Consider the following 14,133-nt stretch of genomic DNA (forward strand, 5'->3'; position numbering starts at 1 on the left):
GGCCCGATGCCGCGAGGGGCCATCTCCGACGTGTGACGGAGACCTCGCACCGCCCGATCGCCTACTGGGACAGCGCCTGCCCGGTCTGCGCCCGCGAAGTCGCTTGGCTGCGCGCCCGCCACGGGGGCGAGCGGCTCGCTTGGGTCGATCTCGCCACCTGCGACGAGGCGGCGCTGGGCGGCCTCGATCGCGACCGGGCGCTTGCGCGCATGCACGTGCGCCTGCCCGACGGCCGCGTGGTGGCGGGGGCGGCCGCCTTCGCCGTGATCTGGGGATCGATGGGGGGTTGGCTCGGCCGCCTGGGACGGCTGATCGGCCACCCGCTCGTCCGCCCCGTCGCCGATGTCGCCTACGCGGGGTTCCTCGCGCTCAGGCGGCTGTGGCGGCGGCCTCGGCGAGCCAACGCCTGAGCAAAGGCTCGTCCTCCGGGCAGCCCGCCTCCTTCCAGCGCCGTTCCACCGCGCCGAGCACCGCCCCCACCCGGGGCCCCGGCGGGATCCCCAAAGCGAGCACGTCCGCCCCGCGCAACGGAAACACAGGCCGCGGGGTCGCCGCGGCGATGGCGCGCACGGCCGCCCAATCCCCCGCGAGGCCGGCGGCCTCGGCCAGCCAAGCCAGGCCGATGATCGTCTCCGCCCCGGCTTCGGCGAGGGCGGCGCGCAAGGCGCGGGGCTCGGTCGGCGGTGCGGGGCCGAGGAAGGCGGCGAGACGCTCGGCCTCCGCGCCGGACAGGCGCAGGCGGGCGGCCAGACGCGCGACGTCGGCGCCAGGGGCGAGGGCGGCGAGGCGAAGCAGCGGGTCGGGCGGGGCGCCGATCGAAGCAAGCCGCGCCAGGCGCTCTGGGTCGGTGGCCTCGGGCAGCACGGCGGCGAGCACGCCCGTTTGCCGCATCAGCCGCACCGCGCCCGAGGGGTTGGGGGCGGCGAGGATCCGCTTCAGTTCCGACCACACGCGTTCGGCGGAGAGGCTGGCGAGGTTCGGCACATCCGCCGCGATCGCCGCCACCGCGGCAGGGTCGGGCTCGCCCCGCCCGAAGCGGGCGTGGAAGCGGAAAAAGCGCAGGCCCCTCAGGTGGTCTTCGGCGAGCCGCGTGGCGGGGTCGCCGATGAAGCGCACCACGCCGCGCGCAAGGTCTTCTTTGCCCCCGAACCAGTCCCAGACGTTGCCGGCGCGATCGAGGTAGAGCGCGTTGAAGGTGAAGTCGCGCCGGGCGGCATCCTCCCGCCAGTCCTCGGTGAAGGCCACCACGGCATGCCGCCCGTCGGTCGCGACGTCGCGGCGGAGCGAAGTGATTTCGATCGCCCGACCCTCGACCACCGCCGTCACCGTGCCGTGGTCGAGCCCCGTCGGCACCACCTTGATGCCGTGTTGCGCCAGGGTCCGCATCACCTCCTCGGGCCGGCGGGGAGTCGCAAGATCGACGTCGGCCACGGGCCTTCCGGCGATGGCGTCGCGCACGCAGCCCCCCACGGCGCGCGCCTCGGGCAGGGCATCGAGCACGCGCGCCACCGCCGGGTCGGCGAGGAAGGGAGGCGGGGCGATGCGGAAGGCGGGGGGGTCGCTCATCGGCCGGCTGTCATGCTTCGTGACATTTCGATGCATCCTCTCCCCTGCCGACTCGCCAGTCGAAGGCGTAGTATTCCTCTCGCAACGAGAGGAAGGGCCGATGCCGGACGCCGTCGTCGCCGAACGGGTGGTGAAACGCTACCGCGCGGGGGAGGTTGAGGTGACCGCGTTGCGGGGGGTCACCTTCACCCTGCCCGAACGCCGCTTCGCCGCCCTGATCGGGCCCTCGGGCTCGGGCAAGACGACGCTCCTCAACATGATCGGCGCGCTCGACCGCCCCTCGGAGGGCCGGCTCGTCGTGCTGGGCGAGGAGGTCGGCCACCTCTCGCGCCGCCAGGCCGCGCGCTTCCGCGCCGAGCGAATCGGCTTCGTCTTCCAGGACTTCAACCTGATCCCGGTGCTGACGGCAGCCGAGAACGTCGAATACCCGCTGGTGATGGTGCAGTCCTGGCCGGCGGAGAAGCGGCGCAAGCGGGTGGCCGAGCTTCTCGCCGCGGTCGACATGACGAGCGAGGCGAACAAGCGCCCCGACCAGCTCTCCGGCGGGCAGAAGCAGCGGGTGGCGATCGCGCGCGCGCTCGCGACCGGGGCGAAGCTCGTGCTCGCCGACGAACCGACCGCCAACCTCGATGGCGAGACGGCACAGCGCGTGATCGCGCTGATGCGCCGGATCCGCGACGAGGAGGGGGTGACCTTCCTCTTCTCGACCCACGACCCGCGCATCATCGGCGCGGTCGATACCATCCTGCGCATCGAGGACGGTGCAGTGCGCATGGAGGCCCCCAAGGAGGCAGCGCATGCCTAGGGTGATCCTGCTCGCCGCGCGCAACCTGACGCGGCTCTGGCGACGCAGCCTGCTGACGGGAGGGCTGGTCGCGATCGGCGTGGTCGCGGTGCTGCTGTTCGTCGCCGCCGCCGGCTCCTTCAAGGCGATGATGATCGGCCAGATCACGGACTCCTACCTGGGCCACCTACAGGTGCATCGCCGCGGCTACGTAGCGGCGGTGGAGACGCTGCCCTTGCACCTCAACATGTCGGCCCGTCAGGCGCGCACGGTGGAGGAGGTGGCGGGAACGATCCCGGAGATCGTCGCCATCGCGCCGCGCGTGAAGTTCGGCGCCCTGTTCTCCAACTTCAACGAGACGACCAACATCCGCATCAACGGCATCGACCCCGCGCGCGAGCTGCGCGTCGCCCCCGCCCTGCCCGACCGCTTCCTGCGCGGCGAACGCGAGGGCCTGCTCGAGCGCGGCGAGATCCTGGTTCCCGAACTGCTCGCGCGCGGCCTGAACGTGCAGGTCGGCGACAGCGTGGTGCTGATCGCGACCAACCGCGACGGGTCGGTGAACGGGCGCACGCTGAAGGTGCGCGCGATCATCGCCGGCGTGACCGGCCCGGGCGGGCGCGACGGGTACATCCACATCGACGATGCGCGCGCCATCCTGCGCAGCCCCGAGGCGGAGGTGAGCGAATTCGTGCTGCGCGCGCGCGACCTCGACGCCATCCCGCGCGCCGCCGCGGCGCTGGAAACCGCCTTCGCCGCCCGCGCGCCGGAGGGTCAGCGACCGCCCTTCGAGGTGCATCCGTGGGAGCGTCTCTCTCCCTTCGCCGCCATCGCCAACATGATCGACGTCATGGCTTTAGGGATCCGCGTGCTGCTGATTGCGATCGTCCTGGTGGCGGTGATGAACGTGATGATCATGGCCGTCTACGAGCGCATCCGCGAGATCGGCACCATTGCCGCCATGGGCACGCCGCCCGGCCGCATCCTCGGCCTCTTCCTCGCCGAAGGCTTCCTGTTGGGGGCGGTCGGGGTGGCGATCGGCATCGGGCTGGCTTACGGCGCGGTCGCCCTGCTCAACGTCTTCCCCGTCACCTTCTCCTTCGGCCAGCAGACGGGGCTCCTGCTTCGCCCCACCCTGCCGGCCGAGGAGGTGCTGCTGGTCGGCGGCATCGTGCTCGCGGTCGCGATCCTCGCCGCGCTGCAGCCGGCGTGGAAGGCGGCACGGCTCGACCCGATCCTGGCACTCCGCCACGTCTGACCGCACCCCGTGCCCGCCGCCCTCGATCCGGAGACGAACCGATGACCGAGCGGAACCTTTCCCGTCGCGCCCTGCTCGCCGGCCCCGCCTTCCTTGCGCTCGCTCCAGCCGGCGGCCTGTCCGCCTCCGAGGAGGCGCAGGCGCTGCTGCGCGAGGTCGACCGCAACCTCGAGCCCGCCTCCTACGAGATGTACCGCAAGATCATCAACATCGAGCCTTCGGGCGCGCGCAAGGAGTTCGTCCTCTACTCGGCGAAGAAGGGGCGCGATCGCGTGGTCGCGGTGTTCCTCTCGCCTGCCTCGGAGAAGGGCCGGTCCACCCTCCGCGTGGGCGAGAACATGTGGCTCTACATCCCCGAGGTCGGGCGGCCGGTGCGCATCACCTCGTTGCAGTCCGTCATCGGTGGTGTGTTCAACAACAGCGACATCCTGCGCGTCGATTACGACGAGGAGTATCGCGCCGAGCGGATGGAGCGCGACGGGGCGGAGATCCTGTTGCACCTGAAGGCGAAGACCGATCAGGTGGCGTATGATCGGCTGAAGATGTGGGTGGATCCGGCGCGGAAGTTGCCCACGCGCATCGACTGTCACGCCGCCGACGGCCTGCTGGTGAAGACGCTGAAGTTTTCGCAGGTGAAGAGTTTCGGCGGCGGCATCACTCGCCCCGCGCAGATCGACACCGAAAGCCCGCTCTTCCGCGGCCATCGCTCGGTTATGCTGTTCGACGGCATCCGCGCGCGCGACCTGCCGGACGAGGCCTTCACGCTCGCTTTCCTGCCGCGGGTCGAAAGTCTGCGCGGCGGGGCCTAATCGCCGCGTGCGGGCCCGCCTCGTTTTCGCCGCCGCCCTCCTCCTCGCTCCCCAAGCGGCGGCGCAGGAGGCCTTCACCTTCTCGATCGAGGAGGTGGCGCAGAAGCCCTTCGAGTGGGGCGGCTATGCGGAACTGAAGTCGGACTGGACGCGCTGGCGCACCGAAAGCCCGTTCCGACGTCTCGCCCGCCCCGGCGGCCAGCCCGCCACCTCGCTTCGCCTGCAGCCGGGGCTGACGCTGAACGGCATCCTCCGCCAGGGTCCCTTTCGCCTCGTCGCCTCCGGCAACATCACCTACCTCGCGGATTCGACCGATGTCGGGCGGGGAGATGCCCTGCTGTACGAGAGCTACGGGCTTGCCGAATGGGCGCCGGGCAACGCGGTCGCCTTCGGCAAGCGCGTGCTGCGCTGGTCGAAGTCCTATGCCTTCCAGCCGGTGGGCTTCGTCGAACGGGCGCGCGATCCGACCGACCCGGACGCGGCGCGCGAAGGTTACTGGATGGGCACCCTCGAACTCACGCGCAGCTTCGCCGAGGCGGGCCCTCTGCGCACGCTCGGCGCGACCGCCGTCTTGCTTCCCGTCAGCCCGGCCTTCAACCGGGAGTTCGCCGCCGATCGCGGACTGAACGCCGCGCTTCGCCTGACCGCCCTGGTCGCCGATACCGATCTCGACCTCTACGCCTTCACCGGGGATTCGCGGGCCAATCGGCTAGGCATCGGGGCGGGGCGCAACCTGCTGGCGGAACTCGTCGTCTACGGCGAGGCCGCCTGGACGGCGGAGGAACCGCGCCCGGTGGTGCTGGATCGCGCCACGGGGCGCATGGGGCGGATCACCACGGGCGGCATCGCCGGGTTCGTTGGCCTGCGCTGGCAGGCACCCACCGACACCACGGTGATCCTCGAATACCTGCACAACGGGACGGGGATCCGCCCGCAGGAGTTCGCCGACGCGCTCGCCCTGATCGACCGCGCGGGGGATCGGCTGGAGGCCGGGCTGCCGCCCGCACCGGGCGACGAGGTGGCGCGGCGCCTCGCCCGCGCCTACCAGCGCCCGCAGCCCCTGCGGGACTACCTCTATCTGCGCGTGTCGCACAAGGAGCCCTGGGGGCTCCTCTACGTCACGCCCGCCTTCACCGCGATCGTCGATGCGGCGAACGGGTCGGCCACGCTGCAGCCTGAGGTGTCCTATACCGGCTTCACCAATCTCGAGCTTCGCCTGCGCGCACAGGCGACCGTGGGTGAGCGGGAGAGCGACTTCGGTGCGCGTGCGGCGCGCGCGCGGGTGGAGTTCCGCCTCCGCGCCTTCTTCTGACCCCTCTATCGCGCCGGCCCGCCCGGCACGATCCGCCCGCCCTCGATTCGCGCGGGCGCATAGGTCTCGCCGGGCTTCATCGCGCGGAAGTCGGCGAACAGCATCAGCCCGACCGCGACCAGCACCACGCCGACGAAGGACAGCACCACCCACGGCACGTCGCGCCAGGCGATCGCGGACTCGCTCTCGCCGTTCGCCTCCGCCGCGCGGCGCACCAGGAACAGCCAGCCGAAATACAGCACGAAGGGAATGAGGAAGAGCAGCACCCCCTGGATGACGCCGCGCATGGAACCGGTCACACCTCCCGCAGGACGATGGCGAAGGAAGCAAGGATCGCGGCCGTCGCCCCCCAGATCACGTGGCGATCGTGCGGCACCACCCAAACGCGGGGGCGTCGGCTGCCGTAGGCCGCGCCGTCCTCGAGCCTGGGCCCCAGCGCGGGGTCGGTGAGCTGGGTGAGGGGCAATTCGAACACCTCCGCCACCTCGCGCGGGTCGGGCCGCGGCGAAAAGGGCGGCGTGACCAGCCCGACGACGGGAGTCACCCGAAACCCCGTGCCGGTGAACACGCCGGGCAGCCGGCCGATGATTTCGATCGTCTCGCGGGCGAGCCCGACCTCCTCCTCGGCCTCGCGCAGAGCGGCCGCTTCGGGCGAGGGGTCGTGCGCCTCGATCCGCCCGCCCGGCAGGCTCACCTGCCCCGCATGGGCGGAGAGGGTCGCCGTGCGCAGGGTGAGCAGGATGGTGGGTTCCGGGTGCAGGACGACGGGAACCAGCACCGCCGCCGCCCGCGCCGCGGACGGGTCGGCGCCCGGCGGTGGCTCGAGCACCGGGAGCGCCCGGCTCAAACACCCGGGCTCGGTGCGCAGCCGGGCGGCGATCGGATGGAGCGTCACGGCTCCCCCGCCGGGCCGAGCACGAAGAACCGACCGCAGGACCACACGCCGAGCACCCGCTCGCCGTGCACCGTCTCCGGCACGGCGAGGGCGACCAGCTCGTAATAGACCGCGCGCTCGATCCGCGCCTCGATCGGAAACCGGCCCTGTCCCTCCCGCACGCGGAGATACGGCGTGGGCAGGCAGGTGACGAGGTCGTGCGCAACCCGAATCGGGTGCGCGGGCCCCGCCTCGATCAGCTCGTCCACGTTGGTGCGGAACGACAGCACCTGGCGTTCGCCTTCCCCCGCGACGAAGAGTTCGACCGCGACGAAGGGCGCATCGTCCACCGTGATGCGCCCGCGCTCGGCCGGCGTCACCAGCCAGTATGAACCATCCGCCTCCCGCGTCAGGCAGGAGGCGAACAGGCAGACGAGCGCCTTGCGGCGGATGGGGCTGCCTTCGTAGAGCCAAGTGCCGTCGCGGCGGATGCGGATCGCGACATCGCCGCAGAAGACAGGCGCGCGTTCGCTGCGCGCGTGAGGCGGCGTCAGCCTGAGCCCCGGGATGGGCGAACGGTCGCCGCCGTCGGCCGATCGGTTCGGCTCCACGCGCTCATGCGCCGATCGCATCAGGAAAGACACCGCCGAAGCACCGCCCTGTTCCCGCTCGTCCTTCGCCATCGGCCGCGCGTCACGTCCGCGTGACCCTCGGAGCCGCGAGGTTCCGACACGACGGCATATAGGTAGCATCGCGGGTGCGCGTGTAGAGGCCAGGGAGAAACCGCGTGACCGAAGCATCCGCCATCGTCGAGCGTCCGCAGGCCGACGCGGGCGACCTCGTCGCCGAGGTCGAGCGCCTGACGGAGCGCATCGCGCGGGTGCGCGGCGCGATCGGTCAGGTGATCTTCGGCCAGCAGGAGGTCATCGACCAGACGTTGATCACGCTGCTCTCGGGCGGGCATGTGCTGCTGGTCGGCGTGCCGGGGCTCGGCAAGACGAAGCTCGTCGAGACGCTCGGCACCGTGCTCGGGCTTGCGGCCAAGCGCGTGCAGTTCACGCCCGACCTGATGCCGGCCGACATCCTCGGCTCCGAGGTGCTGGACGAAACGCCCGAGGGCAAGCGCAGCTTCCGCTTCATCAAGGGGCCGATCTTCTGCCAGCTCCTGATGGCGGACGAGATCAACCGCGCCTCGCCGCGCACGCAGTCCGCACTCCTGCAGGCGATGCAGGAGCTGAAGGTGGCGGTGGGCGGTGTGGAATATGCGCTGCCGCGGCCGTTCCACGTGCTCGCCACCCAGAACCCGATCGAGCAGGAGGGCACCTACCCGCTGCCCGAAGCCCAGCTCGACCGCTTCCTGCTCGAGATCGAGGTCTCCTACCCCGAACTCGAGGCGGAGAAGGCGATGCTGCTCGCCACCACCGGGGCGGCGGCGATCCGCCCGCAGCAGGCGATGAGCGCGGAGGAACTGCTCGCCGCCCAGACCACCATCCGGCGCATGCCCGTGGGGGAAAGCGTGGTCGAGGCGATCCTCACCGTCGTGCGCTCCGGCCGGCCCGAGACCTCGCCGATCGAGGCGGTGAAGCGTCATCTCGCCTGGGGCCCGGGGCCCCGCGCGGCGCAAGCCTTGATGCTCGCCACCCGCGCCCGTGCCGTGCTGGATGGCCGGTTCGCGCCCTCGGTCGATGACGTGATCGCGCTCGCTCCCGCCGTGCTGCGCCATCGCATGGCGCTCAATTTCGCCGCCCGCGCTGACGGCGTGCGATTGGCCGACGTGATCGCGAAACTGACGAGCCTGATCGAATGAAACATCCCGAGGCGCCGGCCGCCTCCGCGCGGCGCGCCGAACAGCTTGCCGCCCGTCTTCCTCCCCTTCTCGTCGCGGCGGAGCGGGTCGCCGCCACCGTCGCGCAGGGCGTGCATGGGCGGCGCCGGGTCGGGCAGGGCGACAGTTTCTGGCAGTTCCGCCCCTTCCTCGCCGGCGACCCCGTCTCGCGCATCGACTGGCGGCAATCGGCGAAGAGCGACCGCACCTTCGTGCGCGAGACGGAGTGGGAAGCCGCGCAGAGCGTGTGGCTGTGGCGCGACGCCTCGGCCGGGATGCGCTGGCGCTCGAGCCCCCGCCTGCCCGAGAAGGCGGAGCGGGCGGAACTCCTCCTGCTCGCCCTCGCCTCGCTGCTGTTGCGCGGCGGCGAACGCGTGGCGCTGCTCGGGCTCGGCATGCGGCCCGTGTCGGGGCGGGGCATGATCGAACTCCTCGCCCAGGCCGTCGCCCGGCGCGGTGATCCCGGCACGCTCTCGCCGCTTCCCCCCGCCGCGCCCCTGCCCGCCCATGCCCGGGTGGTGCTGATCGGCGACTTCCTCTCCCCGCTCGATGCGGTGCAGGCGGCGATCGGCCGCCTCGCCGCCATTCCGGTCTCGGGGCATCTCCTGCAGGTGCTCGACCCGGCGGAGGAGGTTCTCCCATTCCGCGGTCGGGTCCGGTTCGAGGGGCTCGCGCGCGAGGGGGCGGCGCTGATCGGCAAGGTCGAGGGGATCCGCGCGGACTATCAGGCGCGGCTCGCCGCCCATCAGGAGGGGCTGAAGGCGATCGCCGCCGCCGCCGGCTGGTCCTTCGCCACGCATCGCACCGACCATGCGCCGGAGACGGCCCTGATGGGCCTCTACCTGGCGCTGGCGCCGGACCGCGTCCGCGGCCGGGCGGCGTGAGAGCGGCGCGCGCATGATCGAGGCCCTCGCCGGCGTCACCTTCGCCTATCCCTGGCTGCTGGCGGCACTCGCCCTGTTGCCGGTGCTGATCTGGCTGCTGCGCGTCACCCCGCCCGCACCGAAGCAGCAGGTCTTTCCGGCGGTGCGGCTCCTGCTCGGGCTGGAGCGGCGTGAGGAAACCTCCGCCCGCACGCCGTGGTGGCTGCTGCTGTTGCGGATCCTCGCCGCGGCCTGCGTCATCCTCGGCCTCGCCCGACCGGTCCTTGACGGTGGCCGCTCGCTCGCGGGCTCAGGCCCCCTCCTGGTCGTGGTCGATGACGGCTGGGCCTCCGGCCCGCAGTGGGAAGCGCGGATGAGCGCGCTCGATGCCGCGCTCGGCGAGGCGGAGCGGGCGGGGCGTCCGGTCGCGCTGCTCACCACCGCGCCCTCCGAGCAGGGCGCTTCCCCGGCCGTCACCGCCGTCATGCCGGCGGCCGACCTGCGCGAGCGGGTCGCCGCGCTGCGCCCCCTGCCTTGGGCGCCCGATCGGGCGGCGGCGGCACGGGCGCTCGAGCGCGCCGAACTGCGCGGCGCCTCCGTGCTCTGGCTCGCCGACGGTCTCGTCCACGGCGAGGCTGAGGCCGAGCGCGACTTCGCTGCGCGCCTCGCCGCACTCGGTCCCGTCACCGTCGTCGCCCCGGCCGTGCCGGCGCCCGCCCTGCTCGCCCCACGCTCGGAGCCGGGAGGGATCATCGCCCGCGTCGCCGCCGTGCCGGCCGAGACGGAGCGGCGCGTCGCCGTGCTCGCCCGCACGGCAGACCAGCGCACCCTCGCCCGCGTCGAGCTCGTCATCCCGCCTGGGGCAGGCGACGCCGAAGCCGAGATCGCGCTGCCGCCCGAACAGCGCAACGCGCTCGCCGCCCTCGTCATCGAGGACGTCGCCTCGGCCGGCGCGGTCGCGCTGCTCGACGAGCGCTGGCGCCGCCGCCCCGTCGGCCTGATCGCGGGCTCGGCCGAGACCGCCGACCAACCGCTGATCGGCGAGCTCTATTACGTCGATCGCGCCCTCGTCCCGTTCGCGGAACTGCGCCGGGGCACGGTGCGCGATCTCCTCGCCCGCGAGATCGCGGCGATCGTGCTCGCCGACGTGGACACGCTCACCCCGGCCGACCAGGCCCTGCTCGCGCGCTGGATCGAGCAAGGCGGCGTGCTGATCCGTTTCGCCGGGCCACGCACGGCAGCCCGTCCCGACGACTTGCTTCCGGTGCGGCTGCGCGCGGGCGACCGCCAATTGGGCGGCGCCCTCTCCTGGCAGCAACCGGCTTCGCTCGCCCCCTTCCCCGAGGACAGCCCCTTCGCCGGCCTCGCCGTGCCGGACGACGTGCGCATCGCCCGCCAGGTGCTGGCCGAACCCGCGTTCGATCTAACGCGCAAGACCTGGGCCCGGCTCACCGACGGCACGCCGCTGGTCACGGGCGAACGGCGCGGGCGCGGCACGGTGGTGCTCTTTCACGTCACCGCCAACACCGATTGGTCGAACCTCCCCCTCTCCGGCCTGTTCGTCGCGATGCTGGAGCGTCTGATTCGCCTCGGGGTCGGGGTGGCGGCAACGGGAGACGCCGTGCTGCCGCCGCTCGAGACGCTGGACGGGTTCGGCCGGCTCGGCGCCCCGCCGCCCCTCGCCGCCGGACTCGCCGCCTCCGCCATCGCCAGCACCGCGCCCTCGCCGCGGCATCCGCCCGGCTTCTACGGTGCGGAGGCGGCGCGCACCGCGCTCAACCTTGGCGGCACGCTGGACCGTCTCGCCCCGCTCGCGCTTCCCGCCGGTGCTTCGGTGCAGCGACTGGGCGAAGCCCCGCTCGCCCGCGACCTTCGCCCCTGGCTGCTCGGCGCGGCACTTCTCTTGCTCAGCCTCGATCTCATCATCGCGCTCTGGCTGCGCGGCCTGCTGCGTGCCCCCGCACCTGCCCGCGCCGCCGCCCCGGCCGCGATCGCCCTCCTCCTCGTCGCCGCCGCCGCGCCGGCCTCGGCGCAGGTCGACCCGATGCGCGCCGCCCTCGAGACGCGGCTTGCTTTCGTCGTCACCGGCTCGCCGGAGGTCGATCGCGTCTCGCGCGCGGGCCTGATCGGCCTCACCGACTTCGTCAATCGGCGCACCGCGACCAACCTCGCCGAGCCGATGGGGGTGCGGCCCGGGCTCGACGAGCTCTCCTTCTTCCCCCTCCTCTACTGGCCGGTGACGGCCGACCAGCCCTCGCCCGACGAGCGTGCGATCGAGGCGCTCAACGCCTTCATGCGCGACGGCGGCATCATCGTGTTCGACACCCGCGACGCCGGGCTCGGGCGGGGGATGAACGCGGGGGCCTCGGCCGCCCTGCAGCGCCTGACACGGGGGCTCGCCATCCCCGAACTCCATCCCGTGCCGGCCGACCACGTGCTGACGCGCGCCTTCTACCTGCTGTCCGACTTCCCCGGCCGCTACATCGGCGGGCAGACCTGGGTGCAACGGCACGAGGACAGGGCGAACGACAGCGTGAGCCCGGTGGTGATCGGCGCCAACGACTGGGCGGCGGCCTGGGCGGTGGACGAGGCCGGGCGCAACCCCTACGCCACGGTGCCGGGCGGGGCACGGCAGCGCCTGCTCGCCTACCGCTTCGGGGTCAATCTCGTGATGTACGCGCTCACCGGCAACTACAAGGGCGACCAGGTGCACGTGCCGATCATCCTCGAGCGTCTCGGGCAGTAGCGCGATGGACGGCACCCGCACTCTCGCGGCGATCGCCTTCGACCCGCTGCTGCCGACCCCGCTGTTCGCCGCGCTGGCCGCTCTCGCCGGCCTCGCCGTGGGGCTTGCGCTGTGGCGTCGCGCGCGGGGGGCGTGGTTCCGCGCCTTCGCCGCCGCCGTGCTGCTGCTCGCCCTCGCCAACCCGCGGCTGGTGCAGGAGACGCGGCGGTCGCTCCCCGACATCGCCGTGCTGCTGGTGGATCAGACCGCCTCGCAGCGCGTGGGCGAACGGATGGCGTTGGCGGACGCCGCCCGACGCACGCTCGAGGAGAAGGCGCGCACTCTCGATGCGCTCGAACTCCGCACCGTGGTGGTACCCGAGGCGGGGGCGAACGGCACCCGGCTGTTCGAGGCGCTTGGCCGGGCTTTGGCCGAAGTGCCCCGCGGGCGGCTCGCCGGCACCATCGCCATCACCGACGGCCAGATCCACGACGTGCCGGAGGAGGCGGAAGCGATCGCGCGCGCCACCGGTGGTGCCCCCTTCCATTTGCTGCTGACCGGCCGGCGCGGCGAGACCGACCGTCGCGTGCGCATCCTCGAGGCCCCGCCCTTCGGCATCGTCGGCCGCAGCGTCGAGATCCGCCTGGTGGTGGAAGACCTCGGCACCGCGGGCGGGGCGGAGAGCGTGACCATCACGCAGCGGCGCGACGGCGAACCGCCGCGCCAGGCGCGGATCCGCCTCGGTGAGCCGCACACCATCCGCCTGCCGATCGAACGCGCCGGCCAGACCGTGCTGGAGATCGAGGCCGAGGCCCTGCCCGGCGAGGTGTCGCTGCTGAACAACCGTGCGGTGGTCGCGGTGAACGGCGTGCGGGACCGGCTGCGCGTCCTGCTGGTGTCCGGCGAACCGCATGCCGGCCAGCGCACCTGGCGGCGGTTGCTGAAGGCCGACCCGAACGTCGATCTCGTGCACTTCACCATCCTCCGCCCGCCGGAGAAGGACGACCTCACGCCGCTGTCGGAACTCGCGTTGATCGCCTTCCCGGTGCGCGAACTCTTTCAGGTGAAGCTGCGCGAGTTCGACCTCATCATCTTCGACCGCTTCGCCAATCGCGGCATCCTGCCGCCCTCCTATCTGCGCAACATCGCCGAGTATGTGCGGGGCGGCGGCGGGCTCTTCCTGTCGGTCGGGCCCGAGTACGTCGGTCCCGTGTCCCTGTTCAACACGCCGCTCGGCCAGGTGCTGCCGGCGAGCCCGACGGGGCGCATCGGCGAGGCGCCGTTCCGCGCCCGCGTCAGCGAGGTCGGCGCCCGCCACCCGATCACCGCCGCCCTGCCGGGGGCGAATGCTGGCGAGGCCGACGCCGCTTGGGGCCGCTGGTATAGGCGCATCGACGTCGCTTCGCCGCGCGGACAGGTGCTGATGACGGGTCCGGCCGGCGAGCCCCTCCTGATCGCCGACCGGGTGGGCGAGGGCCGGGTCGCGCTCCTGCTCACCGACCAGATCTGGCTGTGGAGCCGCAACCACGACGGCGGCGGGCCGCAGGCCGAAGTGCTGCGCCGTGCCGCGCACTGGCTGATGAAGGAGCCCGATCTCGAGGAGGAGGATCTGCGTGCCCGGGTCGAGGGCGAGCGGATCGTGGTCGAGCGCCGCAGCCTCGGCGAAGCACCGCCGCCCTCGCTGACCGTCACCGCTCCCTCCGGCGAGACGCGCACCCTCGCCCTCGAAACGCTGGCGCCCGGCCGCGCCGGGGCCGAAATGCTCGCCGACCAGCCGGGGGTGTGGCGCATCGCCGACGGCACGCGCCTCGCCTTCGCCGCGGTGGGTGCCGGCAACCCGCGCGAGTTCCTCGACCTGCGCGCCCTGGCCGAACCGGCCGCCGCCGTGGTGCAGCGGTCGGGCGGCGCGGTCGCCTGGCTTGCCGACCAAGTTCCCGACCTTCGCCGCGTGGCGGCCGGTCGCCCGGCGCGCGGCCCGGGGTGGATCGGGCTGAAGCGGAACCGCGACCACGTCGTCACCGGCGTGTCCGATCTGCCACTGATGCCGCCTTGGGCGGCGCTGGTGCTGATCCTCGGCGCCGCGGTGGTCGCCTGGCGGCGCGAGGGGCAGTGACCTC

13 protein-coding genes are annotated in these 14,133 nt (G+C 72.8%); 9 read left to right on the top strand and 4 right to left on the bottom strand.

The genetic code is table 11. The features are described from left to right. The first annotated feature begins 32 nt into the window (after window positions 1-32). Complete coding sequence (locus DWB05_RS08770; RefSeq protein ID WP_114376826.1) at window positions 33-410, top strand: thiol-disulfide oxidoreductase DCC family protein; 378 nt, start codon at window positions 33-35, stop codon at window positions 408-410. On the opposite strand, the gene DWB05_RS08775 is transcribed toward DWB05_RS08770, so the two are convergent. After that, complete coding sequence (locus tag DWB05_RS08775) at window positions 370-1,566, bottom strand: CCA tRNA nucleotidyltransferase (RefSeq protein ID WP_114376827.1); 1,197 nt, start codon at window positions 1,564-1,566, stop codon at window positions 370-372. The genes DWB05_RS08770 and DWB05_RS08775 overlap by 41 nt on opposite strands. A gap of 100 nt (window positions 1,567-1,666) precedes the next feature. On the opposite strand from DWB05_RS08775, the gene DWB05_RS08780 reads away from it, so the two are divergent. The 4 genes from DWB05_RS08780 to DWB05_RS08795 are packed head-to-tail and all read left to right on the top strand — an operon-like array spanning window position 1,667 to window position 5,729. Then, window positions 1,667-2,371 carry an ABC transporter ATP-binding protein gene (locus DWB05_RS08780; RefSeq protein ID WP_114376828.1) on the top strand — a complete coding sequence of 235 codons (705 nt, stop codon included), beginning with the start codon at window positions 1,667-1,669 and terminating at the stop codon, window positions 2,369-2,371. Next, window positions 2,364-3,608 (top strand): ABC transporter permease, encoded by a 1,245-nt coding sequence (locus tag DWB05_RS08785; protein ID WP_114376829.1) that lies wholly within the window; start codon window positions 2,364-2,366, stop codon window positions 3,606-3,608. The genes DWB05_RS08780 and DWB05_RS08785 overlap by 8 nt, the downstream gene beginning before the upstream one ends. 41 nt (window positions 3,609-3,649) lie before the next feature. Further along, a complete protein-coding gene (locus DWB05_RS08790; RefSeq protein ID WP_114376830.1) occupies window positions 3,650-4,417 on the top strand; it encodes an outer membrane lipoprotein-sorting protein in 768 nt (255 codons plus the stop codon). Between the two features lie 7 nt (window positions 4,418-4,424). Beyond that, window positions 4,425-5,729: a hypothetical protein gene (locus DWB05_RS08795; RefSeq protein WP_114376831.1), complete on the top strand. Its 1,305-nt coding sequence runs from the start codon at window positions 4,425-4,427 to the stop codon at window positions 5,727-5,729. 5 nt (window positions 5,730-5,734) lie between these two features. On the opposite strand, the gene DWB05_RS08800 is transcribed toward DWB05_RS08795, so the two are convergent. From DWB05_RS08800 to DWB05_RS08810, 3 genes are read right to left on the bottom strand one after another with little or no spacing between them, the layout of a single operon-like run. Further along, entirely contained in the window at window positions 5,735-6,016 is a 282-nt protein-coding gene (locus DWB05_RS08800) for a DUF6111 family protein (RefSeq protein WP_114376832.1), read from the bottom strand. Between the two features lie 8 nt (window positions 6,017-6,024). Then, entirely contained in the window at window positions 6,025-6,624 is a 600-nt protein-coding gene (locus tag DWB05_RS08805) for a CoA pyrophosphatase (protein ID WP_232818474.1), read from the bottom strand. Then, a complete protein-coding gene (locus tag DWB05_RS08810; RefSeq protein ID WP_232818475.1) occupies window positions 6,621-7,286 on the bottom strand; it encodes a DUF1285 domain-containing protein in 666 nt (221 codons plus the stop codon). Before DWB05_RS08810 ends, DWB05_RS08805 begins: the two co-directional genes overlap by 4 nt. Before the next feature lie 104 nt (window positions 7,287-7,390). Between DWB05_RS08810 and DWB05_RS08815 the strand changes: the two genes are divergently transcribed. The 4 genes from DWB05_RS08815 to DWB05_RS08830 are packed head-to-tail and all read left to right on the top strand — an operon-like array spanning window position 7,391 to window position 14,129. Then, on the top strand, window positions 7,391-8,410 hold the full coding sequence (locus DWB05_RS08815) for an AAA family ATPase (RefSeq protein WP_198669118.1): 1,020 nt from the start codon (window positions 7,391-7,393) through the stop codon (window positions 8,408-8,410). After that, window positions 8,407-9,312, top strand: a complete 906-nt coding sequence (locus DWB05_RS08820) for a DUF58 domain-containing protein (RefSeq protein WP_114376833.1) — start codon at window positions 8,407-8,409, stop codon at window positions 9,310-9,312. The genes DWB05_RS08815 and DWB05_RS08820 overlap by 4 nt, the downstream gene beginning before the upstream one ends. A gap of 13 nt (window positions 9,313-9,325) precedes the next feature. Then, on the top strand, window positions 9,326-12,037 hold the full coding sequence (locus DWB05_RS08825; protein WP_114376834.1) for a DUF4159 domain-containing protein: 2,712 nt from the start codon (window positions 9,326-9,328) through the stop codon (window positions 12,035-12,037). Between the two features lie 4 nt (window positions 12,038-12,041). Beyond that, window positions 12,042-14,129, top strand: a complete 2,088-nt coding sequence (locus tag DWB05_RS08830; RefSeq protein ID WP_114376835.1) for a hypothetical protein — start codon at window positions 12,042-12,044, stop codon at window positions 14,127-14,129. Window positions 14,130-14,133: the final 4 nt, after the last annotated feature.

The organism is Elioraea thermophila (ex Habib et al. 2022) (assembly GCF_003336755.1).
GTDB lineage: Bacteria > Pseudomonadota > Alphaproteobacteria > Acetobacterales > Acetobacteraceae > Elioraea > Elioraea thermophila.